22 protein-coding genes are annotated in these 24,069 nt (G+C 36.0%); 7 read left to right on the forward strand and 15 right to left on the reverse strand.

Going from position 1 to position 24,069, the window contains the following annotated elements; all coding sequences use genetic code 11:
- Positions 1 to 21: 21 nt before the first annotated feature.
- Both BN999_RS18835 and BN999_RS18840 read right to left on the reverse strand, forming a co-directional pair.
- Positions 22 to 732, reverse strand: a complete 711-nt coding sequence (locus tag BN999_RS18835) for a gamma-glutamyl-gamma-aminobutyrate hydrolase family protein (RefSeq protein WP_096274062.1) — start codon at positions 730 to 732, stop codon at positions 22 to 24.
- 179 nt (positions 733 to 911) lie between these two features.
- Positions 912 to 1,112: an alpha/beta-type small acid-soluble spore protein gene (locus BN999_RS18840; RefSeq protein WP_096274064.1), complete on the reverse strand. Its 201-nt coding sequence runs from the start codon at positions 1,110 to 1,112 to the stop codon at positions 912 to 914.
- 217 nt (positions 1,113 to 1,329) lie between these two features.
- Between BN999_RS18840 and BN999_RS18845 the strand changes: the two genes are divergently transcribed.
- Positions 1,330 to 3,342: a helix-turn-helix domain-containing protein gene (locus tag BN999_RS18845; protein WP_096274066.1), complete on the forward strand. Its 2,013-nt coding sequence runs from the start codon at positions 1,330 to 1,332 to the stop codon at positions 3,340 to 3,342.
- Positions 3,343 to 3,362: 20 nt separating this feature from the next.
- Here BN999_RS18845 and BN999_RS18850 read toward each other — a convergent pair whose 3' ends face one another.
- The 3 genes from BN999_RS18850 to BN999_RS18860 all read right to left on the reverse strand — a co-directional run bounded on the left by BN999_RS18850 (position 3,363) and on the right by BN999_RS18860 (position 6,406).
- Positions 3,363 to 4,703, reverse strand: coding sequence for an FAD-binding oxidoreductase (locus tag BN999_RS18850; protein WP_096274068.1), 1,341 nt, complete (start codon positions 4,701 to 4,703; stop codon positions 3,363 to 3,365).
- A gap of 247 nt (positions 4,704 to 4,950) precedes the next feature.
- Entirely contained in the window at positions 4,951 to 5,817 is an 867-nt protein-coding gene (locus BN999_RS18855) for a chemotaxis protein (RefSeq protein WP_096274070.1), read from the reverse strand.
- A 91-nt stretch (positions 5,818 to 5,908) separates the two neighbouring features.
- Positions 5,909 to 6,406, reverse strand: a complete 498-nt coding sequence (locus tag BN999_RS18860; RefSeq protein WP_096274071.1) for a hypothetical protein — start codon at positions 6,404 to 6,406, stop codon at positions 5,909 to 5,911.
- A 223-nt stretch (positions 6,407 to 6,629) separates the two neighbouring features.
- Here BN999_RS18860 and BN999_RS18865 point away from each other — a divergent pair, with 223 nt between their 5' ends.
- Positions 6,630 to 6,941, forward strand: a complete 312-nt coding sequence (locus BN999_RS18865) for a hypothetical protein (protein WP_096274073.1) — start codon at positions 6,630 to 6,632, stop codon at positions 6,939 to 6,941.
- 608 nt (positions 6,942 to 7,549) lie between these two features.
- Here the strand turns inward: BN999_RS18865 and BN999_RS18870 are convergent.
- The 3 genes from BN999_RS18870 to BN999_RS18880 all read right to left on the reverse strand — a co-directional run bounded on the left by BN999_RS18870 (position 7,550) and on the right by BN999_RS18880 (position 10,893).
- Complete coding sequence (locus BN999_RS18870; RefSeq protein ID WP_176482042.1) at positions 7,550 to 8,593, reverse strand: C39 family peptidase; 1,044 nt, start codon at positions 8,591 to 8,593, stop codon at positions 7,550 to 7,552.
- A gap of 63 nt (positions 8,594 to 8,656) precedes the next feature.
- A complete protein-coding gene (gene asnB, locus BN999_RS18875) occupies positions 8,657 to 10,510 on the reverse strand; it encodes an asparagine synthase (glutamine-hydrolyzing) (protein ID WP_096274076.1) in 1,854 nt (617 codons plus the stop codon).
- A gap of 191 nt (positions 10,511 to 10,701) precedes the next feature.
- The gene (locus BN999_RS18880) at positions 10,702 to 10,893 is read right to left on the reverse strand and encodes a hypothetical protein (protein ID WP_096274078.1); all 192 of its coding nucleotides are present in this window, start codon (positions 10,891 to 10,893) and stop codon (positions 10,702 to 10,704) included.
- Between the two features lie 349 nt (positions 10,894 to 11,242).
- Here BN999_RS18880 and BN999_RS18885 point away from each other — a divergent pair, with 349 nt between their 5' ends.
- Entirely contained in the window at positions 11,243 to 11,707 is a 465-nt protein-coding gene (locus tag BN999_RS18885; protein WP_096274079.1) for a CoxG family protein, read from the forward strand.
- Between the two features lie 66 nt (positions 11,708 to 11,773).
- Here the strand turns inward: BN999_RS18885 and BN999_RS18890 are convergent, their stop codons facing one another.
- Complete coding sequence (locus BN999_RS18890) at positions 11,774 to 12,037, reverse strand: YciI family protein (protein WP_096274081.1); 264 nt, start codon at positions 12,035 to 12,037, stop codon at positions 11,774 to 11,776.
- Between the two features lie 104 nt (positions 12,038 to 12,141).
- Between BN999_RS18890 and BN999_RS18895 the strand changes: the two genes are divergently transcribed.
- Positions 12,142 to 12,603, forward strand: coding sequence for a YndM family protein (locus BN999_RS18895; RefSeq protein WP_096274083.1), 462 nt, complete (start codon positions 12,142 to 12,144; stop codon positions 12,601 to 12,603).
- Positions 12,604 to 12,770: 167 nt separating this feature from the next.
- On the opposite strand, the gene BN999_RS18900 is transcribed toward BN999_RS18895, so the two are convergent.
- The 3 genes from BN999_RS18900 to glcT form a co-directional block, all read right to left on the reverse strand.
- On the reverse strand, positions 12,771 to 13,013 hold the full coding sequence (locus tag BN999_RS18900) for a hypothetical protein (RefSeq protein ID WP_096274085.1): 243 nt from the start codon (positions 13,011 to 13,013) through the stop codon (positions 12,771 to 12,773).
- 240 nt (positions 13,014 to 13,253) lie between these two features.
- A complete protein-coding gene (ptsG, locus tag BN999_RS18905) occupies positions 13,254 to 15,308 on the reverse strand; it encodes a glucose-specific PTS transporter subunit IIBC (protein WP_096274087.1) in 2,055 nt (684 codons plus the stop codon).
- Between the two features lie 257 nt (positions 15,309 to 15,565).
- The gene (gene glcT / locus BN999_RS18910) at positions 15,566 to 16,408 is read right to left on the reverse strand and encodes a glucose PTS transporter transcription antiterminator GlcT (protein ID WP_096274089.1); all 843 of its coding nucleotides are present in this window, start codon (positions 16,406 to 16,408) and stop codon (positions 15,566 to 15,568) included.
- Positions 16,409 to 16,678: 270 nt separating this feature from the next.
- On the opposite strand from glcT, the gene BN999_RS18915 reads away from it, so the two are divergent.
- The 3 genes from BN999_RS18915 to BN999_RS18925 all read left to right on the forward strand — a co-directional run bounded on the left by BN999_RS18915 (position 16,679) and on the right by BN999_RS18925 (position 22,515).
- On the forward strand, positions 16,679 to 18,268 hold the full coding sequence (locus BN999_RS18915) for an esterase/lipase family protein (RefSeq protein WP_255247530.1): 1,590 nt from the start codon (positions 16,679 to 16,681) through the stop codon (positions 18,266 to 18,268).
- Positions 18,269 to 18,409: 141 nt separating this feature from the next.
- Positions 18,410 to 20,884 (forward strand): tetratricopeptide repeat protein, encoded by a 2,475-nt coding sequence (locus tag BN999_RS18920; protein WP_096274091.1) that lies wholly within the window; start codon positions 18,410 to 18,412, stop codon positions 20,882 to 20,884.
- Between the two features lie 854 nt (positions 20,885 to 21,738).
- Positions 21,739 to 22,515 carry a hypothetical protein gene (locus tag BN999_RS18925; protein ID WP_096274093.1) on the forward strand — a complete coding sequence of 259 codons (777 nt, stop codon included), beginning with the start codon at positions 21,739 to 21,741 and terminating at the stop codon, positions 22,513 to 22,515.
- A gap of 42 nt (positions 22,516 to 22,557) precedes the next feature.
- Here BN999_RS18925 and BN999_RS18930 read toward each other — a convergent pair whose 3' ends face one another.
- From BN999_RS18930 to BN999_RS18940, 3 genes are read right to left on the reverse strand one after another with little or no spacing between them, the layout of a single operon-like run.
- On the reverse strand, positions 22,558 to 22,815 hold the full coding sequence (locus tag BN999_RS18930) for a hypothetical protein (RefSeq protein ID WP_096274095.1): 258 nt from the start codon (positions 22,813 to 22,815) through the stop codon (positions 22,558 to 22,560).
- A gap of 19 nt (positions 22,816 to 22,834) precedes the next feature.
- The gene (locus tag BN999_RS18935; protein ID WP_096274096.1) at positions 22,835 to 23,452 is read right to left on the reverse strand and encodes a hypothetical protein; all 618 of its coding nucleotides are present in this window, start codon (positions 23,450 to 23,452) and stop codon (positions 22,835 to 22,837) included.
- A 28-nt stretch (positions 23,453 to 23,480) separates the two neighbouring features.
- Complete coding sequence (locus BN999_RS18940) at positions 23,481 to 23,969, reverse strand: NUDIX hydrolase (protein ID WP_096274098.1); 489 nt, start codon at positions 23,967 to 23,969, stop codon at positions 23,481 to 23,483.
- Between the last annotated feature and the right edge of the window lie 100 nt (positions 23,970 to 24,069).

The following is a 24,069-nucleotide window of genomic DNA, read 5'->3' on the forward strand; positions in this document are numbered from 1 at the left end:
AGTTATGAGCCTCTCTATTATCTATCGCGTACAAGCTTTGATAAAACCGTTGAAGATGGCTTCAGAATCTTCGTCTTTTACTTCTAGCATATTTTCCGGGTGCCATTGAAGAGCCAATACAAACCGATGTGCAGTACTTTCAATTGCTTCAATTACCCCATCACTTGCCTGTGCACATATTTGAAGTGGTTCTATAACACTGCGATTTGCTTGATGATGGCGACTATTTACTCTAAGTCTAGCTTTTCCGGTTAGTTGATTCAATAGGGAACCTTCTTTTACAGCCACAAAATGAGATCCATGTTTATTCGGGGCTTTTTGTTGATGTTGCAATAGTTGGTTCGGAATTTGCGCATATATGTCCTGATACATATCTCCACCAAGTGCAATATTCAAGGTCTGACTCCCTCGACAAACACCTAAAAGTGGTTTATCCAACTCCAATACTTTTCTCATCAAAGCAATTTCAAATTGATCTCTCTCCGGAATAATCGTCCCTAATTTAGGATGTGGTTCCTCTCCAAACAAAGTTGGATCAATATCATATCCACCCGTTGCATATAGACCATCTATTTTTCTAGCAATCTCTTCCACTGTCTCTTGATCTTGGTAATAAGGTAATAGTACAGGTATTCCACCCGCCATTATAATCGCGTTTACATTATCAGTAGATGTAAAATAATAATCCTGTTCTAACTCGGTTGAGGTTACAATACCAATTAACGGTTTCATCAAGAATCCTCCTCAGAATATTCTTTACTCTCTTTAGATTATGATACACTTTTTACAATCAATATGGGAAGGTTTTATGATAAAGACATTATGTTTTCTCTATTTGAATTTTGATTCAGGAACTAAACCCAGTATAGAAAAGAGGAGCCCTAAAAATGAGCTCCTCCCTTCTGAGCATGCTACTTTTTACCATTTTGCATGCTTTGTTCGGCGATTCTGATCATTCGTTTAACCATCTCGCCACCCACAGACCCGTTCTCACGTGCAGTTGTGTCAGCTCCTGGCTGAACACCAAGTTCATTTGCAATTTCTTCTTTCATTTGATTCATTGCACTCTTTGCACCTGGCACTAACAACTTATTTCTATTGTTATTCGCCACAGCTGATCACTCCTAGTGGGTATTGAACAGATTTATCTGTTCTCTCGTAGGTTGCGAATTCTATATGTTTTCTATTCAATTGAAATAATAACTTAATAATATATTGCTAAAAATCCCCAATAGTATTATTAACTTGTGTCTTGACAGGTCTTAAGTACTAATTTATATTTTAAATGATAGGATTTTTCAGAATTTTTTAATGTTAGGGGGTAAGTAGTTGAAGTTATTCAGATCAGATAAGCGTATTAATCAGGTTATACAAGAAGTAGAAGAATCATCTTTCTATGGTAGGAATAACGAATTAATGTTGTTTTACAATCTCATTCAAGATGAAAATCCAGCGTATAAAGTAATTCATTTTCATGGCAAAGGTGGTATTGGTAAGACCTATTTACTATATGAGTTTACCATCATTGCTGAAAAGCAAAATATCCCTTTTCTCCATTTGGATACGCAGGATTTCAACCAAACTATTACAGGATTCACAGACTACTTACATTCCATGCTATCTACTCATATAGATAGCGGTGTAACCATACCAAAAACGTTACAGGATTGTATTCAACTCATTAATAATCTTGGGAAAAAGAATAAAGTGATTATTGCTGTTGATACCTATGAACAAATGGATAATCTTGATCGGTGGTTCCGCAATGTATTTATTCGCAAACTCCACCCCAGAGTTTCCATTATACTTGCTGGAAGGAAAGAATTAACAGGGGAATGGCAAGAGGCACCAGCCTGGAGGACCGTTACAAAACAAATAGAGGTTACGTCTTTTAATTTTCAGGATACATATGATTTCTTACATAAAAATGGAATAACAAGTGAAGCTTCCATTCAAAAAATATGGCAATTCACAAAAGGACATCCCTTGTTGCTATCACTAGCAACGATAAGTAATGGTCTGGTAGAGGAAGATAGTTCATGCTTCAAGGGTAACACAGAAGTATTAAGTGCTTTAACCAGTAGATGGTTAAGTGAAGTAAAGAATGAAAGATTAATCAATTTAATTGAGGTTGCTGCTCTATTAAATCATTTTGATCAACATACGATATCCGAAATACTTAATATAGAAATCTCAACTAATACATTTCATGAATTAACTTCCTTCTCTTTCATTCGAAAAACTCAGGAGGGATGGAGTATTCATGAACTAATTCGAGACGCAATTCGAATTGAACTAAAGCAAAGAAACTATGAACGATATCAATCATTAACTAACCAAATCACACATTACTATTATACTCGAATCATTACTCAACCGAACAAAGAAGATATTGCTTCTTTCTTCTACCACCTTGGTGACGAGGTTATTCAGTCTGTTTTCTTTCAAGATACCTCAATCGATCATTCTATGTATCTTGAGCCAATAGAAGAATATAATTACCATGAGGTAGAAGAATTTTTCAAATATCTAATAGACAATCCAAGCATAAGCAGAACTAATTTTTACAGCCGAACTAGCAATACATCCATTACATTGAATGCATCATTAGAACATAATCTACTAGAATATGAATTAATAGGACCTGATTACATTAAAAAGATGGGCTACCAAGGTTCAAGTCTGCTTAAAAAGAATGGGGAAGCGATTGGGATATCTGTTAATGTTCCTATTAACGAAAAGACACTTCCACTCCTTGAGAGTGAGCCTGTTTCGAGGGCATATTTTTCTAATCTATCCAAAGAAGAAAAACAATACTATAATGTCCCTGTTGAGGAAACAGCAGGCTACTTTATACGCTACCAAGAGTACAAAGATCCAACCGATAACGCAGCACGTGCTTATATATTGTATAGTTTATTTCCTTTAATTTTCTCTGGTGGAAAATTAGTTGCCTCAACACCATTAAAGTTGTTCCAAGATTTGTTATATAAGTTTGGGTTCCAGACCGTAGACGGGGCGTCACACCATGATTATCATGAGGAAGTACCTACACCTACTTTTCTATTAGACTTAAGCGGCCCTAAACTAATACCTTACTTGAAACAATTTATAGCTGGTCTAAACACAGATAAAATGGAAATATTGACGAAAGAATTTTCTCTAACACCAAGAGAGCAAGATATCATCACTCTGTTAATAGAAGATAAACCAATCCTTGATATTGCCAAAGAATTGTATATCGCTGAGATTACGGTTAAAAAAGCTCTAAGTCGTATCTATCAAAAGGCAAACGTTAAAAATAGAATTCAGTTGATGAAACGAATAATGGAAATTACGTGAGAAAGGTAAGCTTTAAGAGCTTACCTTTTTCTATCTAGTAATTTATGTTCAGAACAGAAAAGATTATCTGGATCATATTCTAATTTTAGTTTTACTAATTGACTGATAATACAACTGTAAGAGTTTTGAATAACCTCTTCCGAGACTTTAGAACTGTTTAAATAGGAAACTTGTTTATAAGAATAAGGTAGAAGCATATCATACATCTCTTGTACCCATAGCTTTGTATGAACTGGATCACTTCCAATATCAGCATCAATGACTAATAAATAGCTAGCATCACGAATAGCAAAAGCTGTTTCATATTTCGAAATTCGATTAACTTTACCATGAATTTCTAGTAAATGAACAACGACATTCCCATTTGCTTTCTCCAACCCACTAATTAACATCTGTACAACTTCGTCACCTAACTCTTCAAAGAAAAGCGAGATTCCTTCAATTGCAAAACTGTTACCAACTAAGGAGTCGAACTTTTTCTGCATATCGGTGTATAACAATATTTCTGTGTTATCAATAATTGGCGTAGCGAATTCTAGCAATGGTTGAATAATTTCCCGCTCTACAAGCAAATTCAATTCCCCGACATACATTCCAATGAGACGAATATGTACTTCACCGTTATCCCCTTTAGAAATGGCAATGTTAAAGGATACTTCATCAACTGCAGATTGACGGTACTCCTCAACCCTTTTTATAATTTTCTGTAAATCTTTGAAATCATATAGGACATCAATGCCTAAAACATGGCGACCAACAGGATGCAAGTTCATCTCTAATTTGGTTACAATTCCAAAGTTTTCACCTGCACCACGTATGGACCAGAATAATTCTGCATGTTCAAAACGGTTAACATAGAGTAACTTCCCTTCTCCTGTTACCACATGAACTCCGACTACATTTTCACATGTTAGTCCATATTTTCCTCGTAGATAACCTAAACCACCACCCAGAGCAAGTCCTGAAACGCCAATATTAGAAACCATTCCTAATGGAACAGCTAATCCATACTCCTGTGTAATGGTATCTACTTCATATATTTTCGCTCCTGCACCTACTGTTACAGTCTTACTTATCTCATCCACATGAACATCATTCATTTGGGATAAGTCGATGAGAACTGCCCCATCTTTAACAGACTTCCCTGCAGGATGAAATCCTCCACCACGTACAGTAATCTTTAATCCATTCTTATTAGCATAATGAACAGCTCTTATGACATCTTCATCATTCTTACATTCAAATATAACAGCTGGATCCCTGTCCACATTTGAATTCCATACCTGCCGTTTAAAATGATACAACGGATGATTACATTCAATTTTCTGGCCATACATTTGACGTTTTACCTCATGACCCATGAAAATCCCTCCATTATTAAGAAATTGGTGGGGAACAACTAACCTTTCTATTTTTTCACTATTTAATCTACCATCTGAATTATAGTAAGTTTATCATAGGCTAGGCATTTTGTAATGTATACGTAGGTATACATCTATCAGTATCTTTCCTTTTAAATATGGTATCTTTTCTTGCTATGCGCTATTTTGAGAAAAGCAAAAAAAGATCATAATTTCTCATGATCTTTTTATTCCTTATTAGTAACACTTATCGTTGCCCGACTGAATTAATAGTTTTCCAGGTTCGTTCTATCCCATCTACAATCGGTTTAATAACTTCCTTATCTGTATCATACTTTAGATGGGAAAGTGGGTTCCAGCTCGTAACCATACCACCTGCATTCACCTCAATATCTTCTGTAACAGCCTCTTGATAGGCATTATTTATACCTTGTAATGGGAATGCTAGCACATCATCCTTGTCATAAAAGTTTAACCATTCACCTTCCAGATTAGGATACAGGGTTTGTAAGGATGGAGATGGGACATCTATTGGGGATCCAAAATCAATATAGCGAAGAGACCACATCGCCATTGGGCTACCCAACGTATAAAAGAGTGTAAGGGTCTTACCTTGTTCAATTGGACTATTACTCTTACACGCAAGAGTCTCGGTACCAATATTCTCCTGTTTATATTGTAAGTCATAAAAGTAATTACTCGCTATGATGGTGCCAAGGCTATGGCTAATCACACAAAGTGGCGCATCTTCCCCTGCCTTTACCCGTAATTCTTGAATGGATTTTGCTACAAGAGAATGTACTTTATCATAATTTTGGTTTCCAATTCTAGTAGGTTGATAGGCAACCGCATCTGCGAGAAACTCTAGCACAAAACGTCTCAATCTACCAAAATCCAGATCTCTATATTCCCGAAGCTGTTCCCATAATTTAACCTGTTCGGGAGCAAAAACAGTTGACCAGAATACAGGCTCAAAAACAAGCTCTGTTTCTGATTTTCCCTTTGATAACTTTTTATCAAAACCCACTTTAACCCTATCAATCAACTTATCTGCAAAATCTTCCTCAGGAGTACCCGCACCATGTAGAATCAAAATTGCAATTTTTTGACTCATGACCCTTCCCCCTTCATTAATAATCGATCTTATGGACAAGTGTTGTCATTATCATACGGGAAAGTCGATAGAAATATAAGGTGAAGATTACCTAATTTTCTTCTAATTCTAGTGAAGTTTCTGATTTTTTATAATCCCAAAGTATGGTCCATTCCTCATCTAAGTTGGTTACATAAACATCTTGCACAATGGAAAAATTTCCATACTTTCCTTGGTAATACTGTGTAACCGGAATGTGATAAACTTCATCTATGGTTTCAGCATCCTCTTCAATTTGCCAATCATGGACTACTTCCGCATCCTCAATTGAAAATGTAAATGTATTAACACCAAAATGGTTTAAGAACACATGAGCACGATCCTGTAAATAATGTCCTTTTTCAAAACGTTCCTTCATGAACGGGTGGAACATTTCCCATGAGTCGGAAAAGGCACCTTCCTGTTCATAGGAATAAAACTCCTCTACCGCGTTCTCTGCTTGATTGGAAGGTGTATTAAGGAAAAAGGTATAAAACAAATAACAGCTTAGTAAACTAATAATTATTAGAATAAGTAATATAAACATTGGCCTACGATTTGTTCGTTTCATGGAGTAATCCTCCTCCTAAATAGTTGGACTACTATATAAATATTCATAAATCTTATAAATATAATAAAATCACTCCATCTGTCAAATTTAAACTCACAAAATTAGACACCTTCCACAGAATTTTTACAAAATTATGTCGATATAGGTCAAAAGTTGCGCCATTATTTTAATGCAATAATATTTTATTTCAACATACATATATGTAATGCCGGAGGTGAAATTAATGTCAACTTCAAGAATTCTGAAGTGGGTAACTGGTGCTTTAGAAGCATTATTAGGTATTCCTGTCTTAGGTGGAATGATTATCGTAGGTTTACTTTGGACTCCACTTTTAATTATGCTTATCTTACATATTATTACTTTAGTCCTAACTAAAAAAGATGGTGGAGCATCTACAGGAAGTATTCTAGGTATCGTTACTTCATGTATTGGCTGGATTCCAGTTGTAGGTATGATTATGCATATTCTTTCTGCAGTCTTCCTAATGGTAAATGCTGCAAAAGAAGATAATCCTTCAAACGGTGTTGTAGCTTAATAATTATTTCATGAAAAAAGACTTCAATAGGAGTCTTTTTTCTTTTGGGCTATTTTTTGTATTGCTTGTCGCTAATTTAATAGAAACTGTGCGGCTAGTATTCTTTTTGGGGAGCACCATACCCGCTACGGAAATACACTCCGCTTTCCGCGGGCGGCTGGTGAGCCTCCTCGCGCTTACGCACTGCGGGGTCTCACCGATGCCTATCCTCCCGCAGGAGTCTCCGTGTATTTCCTTCGCTAGTATAGAGTGAAAGAATAATTTAAACACCACTTATCTCAAAAACATAGATTATTCCTTATAATAATTAGAAATAAAAACCAGCGCAGGCAGAATACGGAGACTCCTGCGGGAATAGCGCGTGTCCGAAGACCCCGCAGAGGCGAACTTTCCTCGAGGAGGCTGAGGCCGGGCCCGCGGAAAGCGGAGTATTCTGCCGGAGCGGTATATTAATACTACACTCATTATTTGACAGTGGTTACCGTACAGTTTCTATCAACTATTTGTAAGATTAAACTAACCAAACCAACAACAACCTTTTAGCAAACAACCCTAATTACAAAGACAAAAAAACCACAAACAAGAAAATTTTCCTGTTTGTGGTTTAATTATTGAACAATCATAGCATGACTGCCGGCTTTTTCATATATTTCGAAGAATCTTTCCTTAGGATATGCAACATTCCCTTTTAAAGGGTCCATAACATAAACCTCATTCTCGCTAAAGCCAGTTAAGACTACTGTGTGTGAGTTTCTAATAATATCTAATTTTTCTTCTGAACCGGTCACGATCCAAGAATAATTAAAATTCGGTTCTTGTTGATCAATGGTTGTCCAAATAATTACCGGTATACCTTCACGCACATAATCTAATAGTTCTGTTGGTGAACTCCCCGTTAAATCTTTGGGTGTTAGACTTCCACTTACTTCATCCAGATACTTATTAGCAGCCTCTATTATTGGTGGGACATAACTGAAAAATCCTTGATTTTTGCTTCTAGGATCCCCAGCATATGCTTTGCTTGGATCGGCACCGTATAGATTACCATTAATAACCTCAAATGGTACTTTACTTAGATACTTATCTGCAAGTACCGTCTTCTCAACATCATACCCATTATAGTGTAAAACAGAAGCCAGAGCCGTTACCTCACAACCGTTCGGTAACTCAGGCTTCTGCATGACGGCTTCCACCGGAAGATTCATTTCTGTCGCAAATACACCATGTTCATCTGTTCTCTTATAAGTCATGATCGATGGATACACAGTATTTTCAAATGTAACTTGCTCATGTTCTGCAAGTAACTCAATTGTTTTAGGTTCAGTTGTAACTTGGTAGGGTGTTTTTATACCCTTTTGAATAACCTGATACGTTTTATTTCGTGGAATGCTTTCAACTTGAACCATTCCATCTTGATTTGTAACAAGATTATCTTGAACTATCTCATTCGTTTCCATATCAATCAACTGATATGTTGCCTCACTAATAGGATATCCGGCTTTTGCGTCAACACTAACAATAGAAAGTACACCTTCATTCTTTTCGAACATTTCATAAACAAACGCATAGATTCTATCATGATTTGTTGTAATAAGAATGGTGGTAATGAATATAAGGGAAAATAATATTGAGTTTCGTATAATTAATTTCACCTTTGAGCTACTCCCTATCATGATTCACTTACATCTTATAAGAGAATCGTATAATGGCAATACCTAGTCTTCCATATCCACAAAGAAACGTTTATACCAAACTAAGAACACGTAAACTGTCCAAACATAACGGGCATGGTTTGCTTGTCCTTGATAATGTTCTTCTAAATACTTTAGAAGCTCATCTACGTTGAAGAATTCTTTCGCAATATCAGATTCAAAGACTTCACGAACTAAAGTATAATATTTTTCCTTTTTGATCCAATCACGGAATGGAACAGGAAAACCAACTTTCGGACGATTTGCCCATTCATCTGGTAATACTTCATTTGCTGCTTTACGTAGTACATATTTTGTGTCAATATCATTCACTTTTAAATGAGCTGGAATTTTGCCAGCCATTTCCATTACTTCTTTATCCAAGAATGGGACACGAAGTTCGATGGAATGCGCAGAACTCATTTTATCTGCCTTCAACAGGATATCCCCTGGTAACCAATGCTTCATATCTACGTATTGCATTTTAGAAACATTATCTTTGCCAGCAACCCTATCGTAGGATTCCCTAACAATTTCCTCAGGTGTTGGCGCATCTTGGTATTCATCTTTCAATACTTTTGTAGCATCTTTCAAATCAAAGATTTTCGCCTGACCAATAAACTTCTCTTCTACCTTTTGACCACCTTTTACAAAGAAAGTCGTGATACGATTTTCAGGAAGTTTCTTCGCTACATTAGAAACGATCCGACGCATGAAAAATGGAGCTTTCTCATATATACGCATCTCTTTTGATGTTTCATACCATGCATATCCACCAAAGATTTCATCCGCACCTTCACCGGAAAGAAGTACAGTTGCATGTTTACTCGCAAGTTCTGCTAAGAAGTATAGTGGTACAGATGAAAGGTTTGATTGTGGTTCATCCATATGGTATTGAACTGTTGGAATGACATTAAAGAATTCATCTGCACTAATAATTTTCTTGTGGTTCTCAATTCCAAGTTGTTTGGAAAGATCCGCAGCAATGTTAGTTTCATTGAAAATACCTTCATAATCTTCAAAACCAACTGAGAATGTCTTATCTGGCTTCAACAACGCAGTAATATAACTAGAGTCAACACCGCCTGATAAGAAAGAACCAACTTTCACATCACTAATTCGGTGGTATTTTACAGACTCTTCCATGGTTTCTTTAATTTTTTGCACATAAAATTCCAGGCTATTTTCTTCTGTATCAAATTGAACATCCCAATATTGTTTGATGTCAATCTCACCATTTTTGTAAATCATATAGTGCCCTGGTCTTAACTTATAAACACCTTTAAAGAATGTTTCATCTAAAGCAGAATATTGGAAGGTTAAATATGGCTTAAGTGCCTTCTTATTTAATTCTTTTTGGAATCCAGGAAATTGTAAGAATGATTTTATTTCAGATCCAAAAAGGAATGAATTGTCAGTCGTATTATGTGTATAGTAAAGTGGTTTGATACCAAAGAAATCTCTTGCGATAAATAACGACTCTTCTTTTTTATCCCACAGTGCAAATGCAAACATTCCACGAAGTTTCTGTAAAATGTCAACGCCATATTCTTCGTAGCCGTGAATGATTACTTCTGTATCACTTTGACTTTTAAATACATGGCCCTTTTCCTTTAAATCATCCATTAAGGATTGATAATTATAAATTTCACCATTGAAAATCAAGGAAATATTATGATCCTCATTGAACATTGGCTGACTAGCATCTGTTGTTAAATCGATAATTTGTAGTCTTCTAAATCCTAGTGTGACATTATCATCAACAAAATAACCGTCACTATCAGGTCCCCTATGACCAATTGTATTCATCATTTCTTGTATTACACTCTGTTTATCTATATCAATTGAATTTGTTGAAAAGCCAACAAAACCACACATAGCATGATCTCCTCTTAATTAGGTTTAAATTACAATTCTATTAACTTACTATAAAAATTCATACTTACTAATTTTATCAATTTAATAGAACAATCACAAGAAGAAATCACGACAACATTCATCAATTTTCAACTTTTTTCTTTAAAAGTGGAATAAGGATCTGTCCGGGGATGAACAGATCCTTATATTTGTTAACGGGGAGAGGACGCCTTACGAGGAAACTTGAGGGATTTTGTTGTTATATGTAGGGTAGGAGGTTCAGTAGTTGATTTCATGTCTGATAATAAACGGTTAGTAGCAGCTAATATTTCCATAAGTTGAACAATCGTCTTCTCATGTTGATCCACCTTCCTTTTTAATTCCATTATTTCATTTTTATTCAATAATTTTTCCCTCCTTCTTACTAGTTGCTTCTATCATAATCGCATAGAACGATTAAATCCAATCCACATTTTTATGATTTTAGACCAAATTCGACATGAAAAATGAGCAATAATAGAAAAAACGGAACATTTTTTATATAAAAGCGCTAATATTAAGCAAAATACAAGGACAAAAGGCAATAACTTTCTTTTGTTCGACAATTTTCAACATCTCTTCAAAAAGACGTGAATAGTAATATGAATTTAATACAAAGTACTGGTACTTTTCATACGAAATTCATCAATTATTAACGTATAAAGAATGATTTCCCTAATATACTTTTTAACATGAGTAAAAGGAGGTTTTTGCATGCCTGGAGGTACATTTTCAAAAGAAGTGGATTTACCGATTGAGACCATTTGGAATTTTGTTAGTGATATGAACAATTGGGCACCACTAGTCCCTGGATATCTAGATCATCAAATTCTAAATGACAGACAATCCACCTGGAAATTTAAAGGAGATGTAGGAAAAATTCAAAAGACAATTAATATGCGAATCGATATTACCGAATGGAAAGAACCAACCAGTGTGAGGTTTACCTTAACAGGTATTAGTGAAAAGGTTTCCGGGAAAGGTTCTTTTGAAGCGAAAAGCATTACTGACTATCAAACGAAAATGACCGGAAACCTGGATATGACGGCAAGAGGAATTATGGGTCCAGTTGTTAATCCAGTGTTAAAGACAGTCCTTCCAAAAACAGCCAAACGTTTAACGGAGGCAGTGGTTTCTAAAATAATAGAGAATCAGCGTGTTATCGCGAGGGGATATTAACTGAGAAAATTTTATATATATAAAAGAGAAAAGGACCATAAGCTCCTCAGCTTTGGTCCTTTCTTCTTACCCTACTGTCATTCCCCATTCGTGAATCTCATAACCCCTAGCACCATTTATGACATACGGATCCTGCCTTACCATTGTCTCTACTTGTTCAAAATTGTTAGCAGTATAAATAACTAACCCTCCAGATCCATCCACAAATGGACCTTTTGCAAAAATATATCCATCTTCTAGCTTTTCTTGTAAAAACGATAGATGTTCCGGACGATATTTTTTGCTTTTCTCTTCATCCTTCATTGGTAAAAATACGGCAAAGTACTTCATAAGCCCAACCCCTTATTAATTTGTCCAATGTATAAATATCATATTTTACAAGGAATAACAAATACTAAGGAAAATGGTCTTCTCTGAAAGGATGAATAATAAGCATGAACCTAAAAGCACTTGGCATAAAGTTTATTGCCACCACCATTATTATCTTCTCTATTTTTGGTATTTTCTATGATGTTTCCTTTTTCAATTTATTCTTAGTCAGTATCTTAACCACTGCCATTTCCTATGTTATTGGTGACTTATTTATTTTAGGTCGCTTCGGAAATGTAGTTGCTAGTATTTCTGATTTCTTTTTAGCATTTATAACTGTCGCAACACTTGGTTACTTTTTCATTGAAACAACCATGCCAATTATTGTGGCGTCATTGTTTTCCGCATTTTTCATGTCGTTAGTAGAACCTTTCTTACACGCTTATATGCAGGAACAAGATGTATCTAGTGGTCATAAGGAATATCGTACACCTCCTATTGGTGATCTCCAGTTTGAAATTTCTGAGGAAACAGAAGCACAATCGATTAATAGGAAAAATGATCCGAAAAGGGATAATACAAAATAAATGCACACATAGCTAATAATGTAAAAATTAACAAAGGCATTTCACTATGAAGTGATAGCCTTTCTTTTATCATTACGTAATTGTTTTCCTGGCAATCCAAATCCAGGATGAATAGTATCCATAAAAAATACTACCTAGGAAGTCCAACTCCAGGTAGTATTTTTAGATTAATCATGGTCGTGTTTTACACTATGAATAATCTCATCTAATATCGTTTCTGATTTCGTATGGCCATGAATATCACAGTAATAAACTACTGTCTTAACTCGGTGAGATATATGACAAGTACGAGAGTGTTTCATAAAATTCTTCCAGTAACTAAATTCATGTTCTCCTACTTCAATAATATGGTAATCTATGCTTGTTTGCTTCCAATTGTGTTCCTCAGTGGTGGATGGTGTTCTTTCCATGCTATCTGTTGTTGCAAAAGCTATTCCACTTCCAAGGAGAGTGGTTATAAGGAATATCCCCAAAATTCTACTAATTGATTTAATCTTAATCACCAGACCTTATGTAGTTTTAATTAAATCATTACCTAAATTCGGAAGATTATTCTTGAGGGAGAAATTTACTTTACTTAACTAAACAAAAAAAGTAACAGGATATCTAACAAAATATCCTGCTACTCTTGCCATAGAAACTAATACATATTATTGAATCTCAACAATGCTTTTCTCTTCTCGTTCAACCAAACCTTGCTTTTGAATTACGATCTTCTCATCAGCCTGAAGGTTAGTAAACACAACCGGTGTAATAGTTGACTTCGCATGCTTACCAATATAATCTAGGTCTACTTTCAACAAGGTCTGGCCAACTTTAACTTCATCACCTTCATCGACGAATAACTCGAAACCTTCTCCCTTTAGGTTAACGGTATCTAGTCCCACATGGATTAGGATTTCTCTTCCACTTTCAGACTTAATACCAAGTGCATGCTTCGTTGGGAATGCATTAATGATTGTACCATTAACCGGTGAAACAACTAGCCCGTCTTTTGGCTTAATGGCAAACCCGTCACCCATCATTTTCTCTGAGAAAACTTGGTCAGGCACTTCAGCTATTGGAACAACTTCACCCTTCATTGGAGCAAAGATATCTTCTTTGATGATTTCATTTTGTAAAACTTCTGGATTTACTTCCTCAATTTGTTGTTTTACTTCTGCATCTTGATCGACACTTTTCACTGGACGTGGTTTTTTACCAGCTATAATATCCTGCATCTGCCCTTTAATAATCTCTGAACGTGGACCGAAGATAGCTTGAATATTATTACCAACCTCCAGTACACCTGCAGCTCCTAACTGCTTCAATTCCTGTTTATTTACACTTTTAATATCATTAACGGACACACGAAGTCTCGTGATACAAGCATCTAAGTGAGCAATGTTTTCTTGTCCACCCATTGCATCTAAAACATTATACGCTAAGTCTCCAGCTTGTCCTTTTCCTTGTGTTTCCTCTTCTTTAACTTCCTCCCGACCTGGAGTCATTAAGTTAAATTTCTTAATAAAGAATCTAAATAAGAAGTAATAAAGAACTCCAAATGCAAGTCCTACTAGAATTGCAAGCCACCAAGGTTCTTTACCAGGAAGAATTCCAAATAAAGCAAAGTCAATAAACCCTCCAGAGAATGTGTAACCAATATTAACACTTAAGAATGTCATGATCATAAATGATAATCCATCTAAGATTGCATGGATTAAGAATAGTAATGGTGAGATAAACATAAATGAGAACTCAAGTGGTTCGGTAATACCAGTTAAAAATGATGTTAGTGCACCAGATGCTAATAATCCTGCAACTAACTTTTTCCGTTCTGGTCTAGCAGCATGGTACATTGCTAATGCTGCTGCTGGAAGACCAAACATCATAATTGGATATTCCCCTGCCATAAAGTTACCAGCAGTGATTTCAACATTATCACGTAGCTGGGCAAAGAAAATCGTCATATCTCCACGTACAATTTCTCCAGCAACAGTAGTATAAGTACCAAATTCATACCAGAATGGTGCATGGAAAATATGATGTAATCCAAATGGTATTAATAATCGTTTAATGAACCCGAACATAAATACCGCTAAGTACGTACCTTCTTCAATTAACCAATAAGATGCACTGTTCATTGCGGATTGAACAGGTGGCCAGATAAACATTAATAATAAACCAGCAATAAATGAAAATACTGCTGTTGCAATTGGTACAAATCGTTTACCAGCAAAGAATCCAAGGAATGAAGGCATCTCTATATCATGGTACCGATTATAGGCAAAGGCGGCAATCAGGCCGACAATAATACCCCCGAATACCCCAGTTTGTAATGTCGGAATCCCAAGCACATTAGCAAAACCTGGATCTGATGCAACCATGTCGGCATTAACACCCATCCAAGAACCCATTACCTGATTCAATACTAAATAACCAACAAGAGCAGCAAGTCCTGCAGCCCCATCAGCAGCTAATCCAATAGCGACACCAACAGCAAAGATGAGTGCTAAGTTACTAAAAATAATATTACCAGCATCTTCCATAACAGATGCAGTAAGTTGAATCCAATCAGCACTTAGGAAAGGTAAGTATTCTAACGTTGTTTCCTGTTGTGCTGCATTTCCTAGCCCAAGTAATAACCCTGCAGCAGGCAGTAATGCAACTGGAAGCATTAAAGCTTTACCAATCTTTTGTAAAACACCAAAAGCCTTCTTGAACATAAAAATCCTCCTCTGAAAATGTATTTCTTGCAGCAAGTTCAAAAAGAAACATTAGAAAACTTGCATTTACCAATCTCATTGGCAAATGAGCCTGTTCTCTTTATCTTGTTACGTACGTATAAAAAGACAATTACGTTTAAATAACGCAAAAAAGGCATGAATAGAGTAATGAAAAGGATGTGGGTTATTTTTCCCCCATTCTCACATTTTCATTAACCTCTACTCATGCCTGATCGAATCAGTAACACGTAGTTTATTTAATTAAATTTAACAAGTAATCGCTGTAAGTGCATCGTCAGGTAAACTGCTTCCGCATCATATACAGGTTTCCTTAATGTTTGCTGCATTATTTTTATCAGTTTCCAAGCAAGATTATAGCACACTGGATATTCTTTTTTCAATAGAATTGCAAATTTCGCTGGTTCTTCCATTTTTTCTTCCTTTAGAACACGCTCAATCGTAAATCGCATATGGCGGATCAAACGAATATAATCAATACCTTCACGGTCTATCACAATCTGTAGTTGTTCTTCAATTGTATCTACCAATCTAGAAAGTAAATTTGAATAAGAACTAATCTCAGACATAGTTGTATGGCTAATAGCACTATGGACATGGAGGGCGATAAATCCAACTTCCCCTACCGGCATTTGTATGGCTAATGTTTGATTCATATAATCTACAACTTCTTCAGCTATTTCATATTCTTTTGGATATAATGCTTTTGTTTCTGACAAAAAAGGGTTCTTAATTTCCATTCCTCGCTGAAGTCTTGTAATCGCAAACAAAATATGATCCGTTAAAGCAACATGGACCTTTTCGTCTAATAATGTATTTGAGTTCTTCTTGATTATTTCTATAGCCGTAATAATTGTTGCAAGGGTTGTTTCATCAATATTCGGAAGTAATTTGATATAACTCTCTTGTTCCTTCTTATCCCGAAGCACAAAAAGCTTTTCTACCGTATCTTCCTGTATGACATCCTTACGCTTTTTATTAAAACCGATACCCTTTCCAATTAACACTACTTCTTCTTGTTCCTCATTAACAGCAATAATGACATTATTGTTTAATGCCTTTAATACGCTAAACTTCTTCAAACCTGACGACTCCTTTTACTCCTACCATGTATCCCATTCTAAAAAAGTACTTCAAACATTATATCACCGTCCAAAAAGAAAACCTACTTGATAATTTAATGTAGCGTCTTAAAAATGCGACTAATTATATGGTTTTGTGCTTAGACATCATATTATCCTTATGTTTGTATTACTTTTGAACGATTTTTAAACTTTCCCAATCTCATTTCCACATGAAAACTATTATACCCGAATAAAATCGGAAGGACTAAAAATGAGGAGGAAGAGAACTTGAAAAAAATATGGATGATATTTTTGTTTACCTTACTGGTATTTGTTTCGGCTATCCCGTTGTCTGTAACAGCAAAAGATAATGATTCCACATCGATTCCAGATCCTATTCCATTTAAGCAATCTGGACCCATCTTTTCAATAACAGGTAAAGTAGGAAACGGTAATACTGAAACTCCCGGAGAATGGTATATTGGCACCACACCTTCTAATTTAATTCCTAATGCACCAGTACTACTTTTTGTTCCCGGCTTAAATAATGTTGCACAAATTTTTTGGGAAGATAATGATATGTATCAAACAGCTGTTAATGCAGGGTATCAAACGGCTTTTGTTCAGTTATACGATGCCGGTGGTGCCTCTAGAGACATGTGGGATAATGGGGCATTACTTGCTGATAAGATTCGAGAAATTTCCAACCATTTTGGAAAACCTGTTACGGTTGTTGCCTATAGTAAAGGTGGAGTAGATACCCAAACAGCACTAACCTATTATGGAGCATGGTCCTATGTACAAAACGTCATCACCTTATCTAGTCCACATCATGGATCACAATTAGCTGATTTGGCTTATAGTTCCTCCGCTGGTTGGCTTGCTGATTTAATTGGCGCACAGGGAGACGGAACCTATTCGATGCAAATGGCTAATATGGCAAATTATCGTTCTCAAACTGACACACAACCTAGAGCTTATTATAATGATTACTATACTTTAGGTGGCACCGACTGGGGTAGTGCATTTTCCTCGACCTGGTTTGGGGGCATGTATTTGTCGCAATATGGTTCCAATGATGGTGTGGTGACAACTGCTAGTAGTAGATTACCAGGCGGATACCAGCTTGCTATTGGAGACTGGAACCATACGTCGATTCGAAGTGGCATTACGTTTTCTGTTTTTGATGACTATTTATCGGATAATACTTTTTATGGCAATAAATTAATGAATACAAGAGAGGAACCTATAGTTCAAAACAACCCCATCCATAATCAATGGGTCGATGGTGGACCATTATTTGCTGAAAAAGAATCTGTAATAAATGTGACAGTGGAGGATCATGTTCAAGAACTTAACCTTAACCTAATGACAACTAGTGATGTAAAAGAAATAAAACTAATTTCCCCCAAAGGAAAAATGGTTAAACCAAAAGTCTCTTCACATAAAATTGATGAAGGCGTTTTTATTGGAGCACTGAATCATTCCATTACATTCGACGCTCCTCAAGAGGGTGAATGGAAATTAAAACTAACCCCTGATGAAGATGATGCCTACTTATTAATTACAAACTATCAATCCCCTATTACACTACATAGTACAAAATCAGCAACCAAAGATGCTGCAAAAATCACGTACAACATTACCCCGGATAAAAACGTTGTTCAGGAGAATTCCCTTAAGGCTACCTATACGATTACACAATCTCGAAATCCAACTAATACCAAGACCACTACTGCAGAAGGTAAACTATCACAAGTATTAACTTTTGATTACTCCAACGAAGTATATAATATCACCATCCAAATAGAAGGATTGACAAAAAACGGTCATCCATTTAAACGAACGATTATTGATTCTATTCTCATCCCGGAATAGGAACATCAACAAACACCCTCAAGGTACTAGGCCCGAAATTCCAAAATAATATAAATTGGTGCTTGGTACCTTTTTTTCTATATTGACTATGGTGCTAGGACCTTTGACCGATTATAATACTACCATGGGGGTGTTTTTTCTATGCCAATTCAACCAAAGTTTCAGATTGGACGAAAAGAACGTCGGTATTTTGCAACCAAAACTTTTACCGACCGTGAATTACCGAGAGAAGTCTTCTTTAATCATTTAAACAGTATTAATCAACGACCTAGTCACACGGAGGAATATGATGTGATCGTATATTATGGTGTGGGAGGAATTGGAAAAACTAGTTTACAAAAGCAACTTAAATTAGAGCTTTCAGACTACGATTCTCATGCACTTTATACGTCGATTGATTTTAGAGATACAACATTTCATTCTCCAGCACGGGCACTACTTGAGTTAGTTAGAGAGATAAAGTATCAAAAGAAGATTTCATTTCCACATTTTGAGCTTGCCTATTCTCTATATTTTTACAAAAGAAATCCGGATACTACATACAATGAGAAAAAATTTCGCTTTGCAAATGAACTTTCCATCCTTGGAAATATTATTGGTACGTTAGATGGTTTAGGAATCGCAGGCTCCCTCACAGGCATTGTTGGGAAGCTATATGACTCAGGGAAAAGATGGAATCTTAAAAAGGAAGTAAAAGAACAACTGATAGAATTAGAGAATTGCTCTATTCAAGAAATCGAAGAGAGACTTATTGCATTTTTTGCCTATGATATACAACAAGCAATAGAGAAATACAACATAAAAAACACGGTCATTTTCTTAGATACGTTCGAAGCATTGTGGGCTAGCGTGACCAATAAAATAACTGTCCATTCAAAAGACAAATGGGTACGCGAACTAATTGGCTCATTACCAAATGTACTATTTGTTATCTGTGGAAGAGAGTATTTAGAATGGGAAAAATACGATTCTGATTGGAAGGATATTTTGGATCACCATATTATAGAAAACCTTTCCTCAAAAGACGCTGAGAGTTTTCTAGTAAACTGTGGAATTGAAGAAAAAGATATTAGAAGTAAAATCATTTCTTCAAGTGTTGGACATCCGTATCATCTTGATTTATCAGTAGATACATACTTTGAAATAAAAAACCGCGGGGAAACGATGGAAGTTAGTAAATTTGGTTCCAATCAACGGGAAATATTAGATCGGTTCCTTCAATATTTAACAGACGAAGAAATCGAGACATTAAAAATAATGACCATTCCAAGATATTATACGGAAGAATTGTTTAGCTATTTACTTAACGAACATCCAACTGGTTATGCGGTGACAAGATACCATGATTTTAATAAATTCTCTTTTATATCAAAAGAAGAGGAGAAGCTCTTTATCCATGCATTGATGCGTCAAGGCATATTGGAATATTCTAATCAAGCACTAGTAACCAAAGTTCACCAGTCTCTTGCCGTATATTTTGACGGACTTGTGCAGAAATATTCTACAGCTAACCTGAATACTGAAAAGGAAATTCAAGCACTTGAAGAATCGATATTTCACCATCAGGCTTATATGGATAAAGAAGAATTTCTCCATTGGCTTTCTTCTACCTGTTTACCAACACTTAGGAAACTACAACTACGTGGAGAAACAAATTTCCTTCGACAAGTACTAGAACAACTATATCTTGAGCATGGTGCTAGTTCTCTCGGAATTCATTTAATGCAAATATTAATAGATATGGTTCACCTAAATGGGGAGTACGGTTCTGCTATTACGATGATTGAGGAATTGTTCGCTAATCAAGATATAAAAGAAATTTTAGCTTCCAAAGAAAAAGCACATTTGATCATTCGCAAAGTTCATCATAAAATGTTTTCATTGCCTGTTAAACCATTAATTAACGAACTACTAAGCTACGAAAATATAGTAAGAGAGAAAAAATGGCCTGAAGAATATAATGAGTTATTGTTTATGCTTGGTGGTAATTTAGGAGTTCTATCTGGGGATTTAACATTTAGTAGAGAATGGTTAGTACGCTCTATCTGTTATGCAAACGAAACAGGGTTGAATAATTATTTGATACGGGCACTTAGAAAGTATGCAGATATTCTTAAAGTAAATGGACATCTGAAATGGGCAATAGACTGTTGTGAAATTGGTATTGATATTGCTCGTAAAGGTGGATATGACAGGTACGAAGCTATACTCGTTTGTACATTAGCTGATATTCATCGTATGAAAGAAGACTACACATTAGCTGAAGATTTGCTAAGTGAAGCAATGAAGCAGATTAAGAAAGTTGGCATCAAAGGATGGGAGGCACATGTCTACCTATCAAAAGGTGAACTTAACCTGCAAAGAGGAATGTTAGAAGAAGCCGGTCATTACTTTAACTTGGCAATTGATATCTATCAAACCATTAAACAAGAATGGGGACTAATTCAAGCTAACATTGGACTAGAGCGGTGCCGAATCAAAGGAGGCACAGGTTCAGTACAGCCAATCAGCCACTGGGCGGAGCAAGCTAACCGTTTAAATTATACGTTACAAGAAAAACAAGCTGCACAAACAAGTCTAGGAAAAGCAGATATCATTGCATTACCATTTTTATAAAAAACTTAAGGTGTTAGAGCTAATCTATTTAGCTTTAGCACCTTTTTCTTTAAGCTAATATTGTTTAATTTATGATTGTTGTTATTACATAATTGATAGAAACTGTGCGGCGGCTAATAATTTATTTTGGGAGCATCATACCCGCTACGGAATTACACTCCGCACTCGCTGAGCGGCTGGTGAGCCTCCTCGCGCTTACTTCTTTAGGGGTCTCACCTATGCCTATCCTCCCGCAGGAGTCTCCGTGTATTTCCTTCGCTAGTATTGAGTAAATGAATAAATTTAATGGCATTTAATTATAAAAAACGTAATGTAACCTCTAACATTAATTAGAAAACTAAACCAGCGCAGGCAGAATACGGAGACTCCTCGAAAATAGAGAACAATTTTCTTCGTGCGATGATTACGCTGCCGAAGCCTTCCTTGGGACTGCGATTACTCGCCCCACCGAAAACAATTGTCCTGCGGGAATAGCACGTGTCCGAAGACCCCTAGAGAGGCGATCTTTCCTCGAGGAGGCTGAGGCCGGGCCCGCGGCAAGGTAGACACTGCGACGGTCTTTTCGAGCAGATGTCGCCCCTGTGCTGACAGTAAAAGCGGAGTATTCTGCCGGAGCGGGGTCGACAGCTATATCCAATAACTAATCTGTTGTAATTAAACTAGTTACCGCACAGTTACTATCCTCTATTTGTTAATTCAGCTAACTGGTGAAGCAAACACTCTCTTAGAAAACTACCTTTCCTTTTAATGAAACCACACTTACAATGGTACATCATTACAAACATATAACAATGGCATAGGACAATTCACTTTCATCATACCCTTTAGAAACCAAGCGGAAAGGACTGAGAAGATTGGATTTTATTAGAATTGAATGGGTTCCTCTTCGAAAAATAAAAGCCCCACACACTACTACCGAATACTTTACTCGAAATTCCTTCCACAAATATACAACTGCAAACATTCCCTATATCCATGTCATACGAAATAAACACGGAGAATTGCTTTTACATAAGGGCATTGAGGCATATAACAAGTTACAATTAAATTATCCTAATAAAGTCATTCCCGTCTATATTTCCAATCGAGAACATATTTCGAATCTTGAATGGATGTTTCAATTATTTCAGTCCTGCATGAAAGAAAGGGTAAATCTCGAATTAAAGTACGAATACGTATCATTATTATTTAAGGAAACAAAACGCGATATAGCAATGATTTGTAAACACACTGGTTGTACGAAACAAGATATTTTCAGCCTAATATTTGATCAAACAATACCCGAGAAATATATGAATCTTGCATTGAAACATAATCGCATCCAAATCGTGAACGAAATAGCCAAAAACCCATTATTGCAACAATATAGGTCTGTACTTTATCCTGCTGTTTTCCAAAGAAAAGAGCGGCTGACCTTTCAAAAACTAAGACTCTTCTTAGCTTATCTAGACGCTGGCTATGATCTCAACGTTAACTCTATTCTCGCCCTTGATAACTTTAACAAGATAGTAGATCATGAAGAAGCGTTGAGATTTTACTGGGATCACTTACAATTCCCGGACACACAAATTATGGAAGGCGTTTTTTATTATAAAGGTGATAGAAACTCAAAGATAAATGTACGTTTGTAAAAAAAGGAGTTTGGAATAATTTCCAAACTCCTTCCATCCTTTCTAGTATAACCTCGGAACTAAGATTATTAATAAAACTAATATAATACTAGCATCTGCCACAATACTTTTGTTTTCTTTTCTTTTTTGAATGAGAGATAAGACTTTACCTACTAAAAGCAACCCAATTGCGATGTTAGTATATAATAAATGCCATGATAAACCATAACTCTCATCCGTCCCTAAAGTAATAAGTATAGGAACAACAAGCAATAGCAGTGCAAGAGTGTAAAGTATTAGACTGTATCTACCTAAATTCATTATAAATCCCCCTTATTGACTAGGATTCTATCAGATAATTCCTCAATGATTCACTAGTAAAGTTCCCTTCGATACCCTTCTTCCTTAGAAAATACTCCATTGCCTCTGCCTTAGTCAGACCCAGTTCCATTAATCCCTTTGTAATAACGGACAAGTATGCGGTTGAAGGCTTCGTAAACAAAATAGAGTTGATAGAAGAACTACTTGTAAACGTAAAAATTGGTGCACCATTCTTTCTCCCTAGAAATACCACTCGGTTATACCATCCATTATGTATATCAATATATCCTTCTTTTTCTACTACATCCAGGTCAATATTAACATCCATCCCACTGTTTTCTTGAGATACGACATCACGGAATTGTTCTCCTGAAATTAAGTACATTCTTCCAATTGTGTTTTCTGCTTCTGTTCTCTCAGTTCCAATAAAAGCAACTCCTCCTTGCCCCCATTTGGATTTCACTTTAGAAAAATAAAGGGGATACGAAATATCAAATCGTTCACTCTTCTTAGGAGCAGTTTTTTCACGACATCCACGCTCCGGTTGGTTAGAACCTGGTACTGTTCCTCCTTCGATATATGCCATAAATCGTTTTTCCATTATATTAGAACCATAACTTGCATACCAGACATCCATTTGACAAGCTCCTTCCTAAATTAGTGAATTATCCAAACTCTTTCATTTGATTAATCGTTAAGAACACCGGATGTTCAGGTAAATCTCTTAAATCTTTTCTTAAAAATTTCGGATATAGTTCCGTTTCTGGAAGGTCTAATATATTTACCCACTTATAGATCAGTACTTCATCACCTTCCACACCTTTAAATTCCCCTTCCCCACGATAAATGGAATGAGAATCTTGTAATCTCACTAAATAATAATCTGCTACTTCATGAAATTTCTTCTCTCCAAAAGGAAAAAAGTTCTCCGTATGCCATAGCAACCGTTCTACAACCACATCCACACCTATCTCTTCTTTCAACTCACGCACAGCCGTCTCAGAACTACTTTCAAACATCGAGACCCTTCCACCAGGTAGTGCCCAAAAAGTGTCATGTTCCTTTTTATGTAATAACACTCGATTTTCGTCAATCAAAATTACCCCTGAACGAAAATTAAATATGCCATTCCCAATAGGTACCGAAATATCCACTTCATCATCCCACCTTTATATTCTCTGGAAGTCTTACTAAAAAAAGTATGATAATAGCTAGATTAACACAACATAGAATAACCATTTTCATGTATAATCT

It is taken from the genome of Paucisalibacillus globulus, from assembly GCF_900184735.1.
GTDB lineage: Bacteria > Bacillota > Bacilli > Bacillales > Amphibacillaceae > Ornithinibacillus > Ornithinibacillus globulus_B.

Bases quoted from the DNA above. Each gene is read 5' to 3' on its own strand.
- BN999_RS18835 (WP_096274062.1), bottom strand. From the start codon at position 732: ATGAAACCGTTAATTGGTATTGTAACCTCAACCGAGTTAGAACAGGAT.
- BN999_RS18920 (WP_096274091.1), top strand. From the start codon at position 18,410: ATGCCAATTCAACCAAAGTTTCAGATTGGACGAAAAGAACGTCGGTAT.
- BN999_RS18930 (WP_096274095.1), bottom strand. From the start codon at position 22,815: ATGAATTTAGGTAGATACAGTCTAATACTTTACACTCTTGCACTGCTA.
- BN999_RS18865 (WP_096274073.1), top strand. From the start codon at position 6,630: ATGTCAACTTCAAGAATTCTGAAGTGGGTAACTGGTGCTTTAGAAGCA.
- ptsG (WP_096274087.1), bottom strand. From the start codon at position 15,308: ATGTTCAAGAAGGCTTTTGGTGTTTTACAAAAGATTGGTAAAGCTTTA.
- BN999_RS18860 (WP_096274071.1), bottom strand. From the start codon at position 6,406: ATGAAACGAACAAATCGTAGGCCAATGTTTATATTACTTATTCTAATA.
- BN999_RS18900 (WP_096274085.1), bottom strand. From the start codon at position 13,013: ATGGAAAGAACACCATCCACCACTGAGGAACACAATTGGAAGCAAACA.
- BN999_RS18885 (WP_096274079.1), top strand. From the start codon at position 11,243: ATGCCTGGAGGTACATTTTCAAAAGAAGTGGATTTACCGATTGAGACC.
- BN999_RS18890 (WP_096274081.1), bottom strand. From the start codon at position 12,037: ATGAAGTACTTTGCCGTATTTTTACCAATGAAGGATGAAGAGAAAAGC.
- BN999_RS18850 (WP_096274068.1), bottom strand. From the start codon at position 4,703: ATGGGTCATGAGGTAAAACGTCAAATGTATGGCCAGAAAATTGAATGT.
- asnB (WP_096274076.1), bottom strand. From the start codon at position 10,510: ATGTGTGGTTTTGTTGGCTTTTCAACAAATTCAATTGATATAGATAAA.
- BN999_RS18855 (WP_096274070.1), bottom strand. From the start codon at position 5,817: ATGAGTCAAAAAATTGCAATTTTGATTCTACATGGTGCGGGTACTCCT.
- BN999_RS18895 (WP_096274083.1), top strand. From the start codon at position 12,142: ATGAACCTAAAAGCACTTGGCATAAAGTTTATTGCCACCACCATTATT.
- BN999_RS18935 (WP_096274096.1), bottom strand. From the start codon at position 23,452: ATGGATGTCTGGTATGCAAGTTATGGTTCTAATATAATGGAAAAACGA.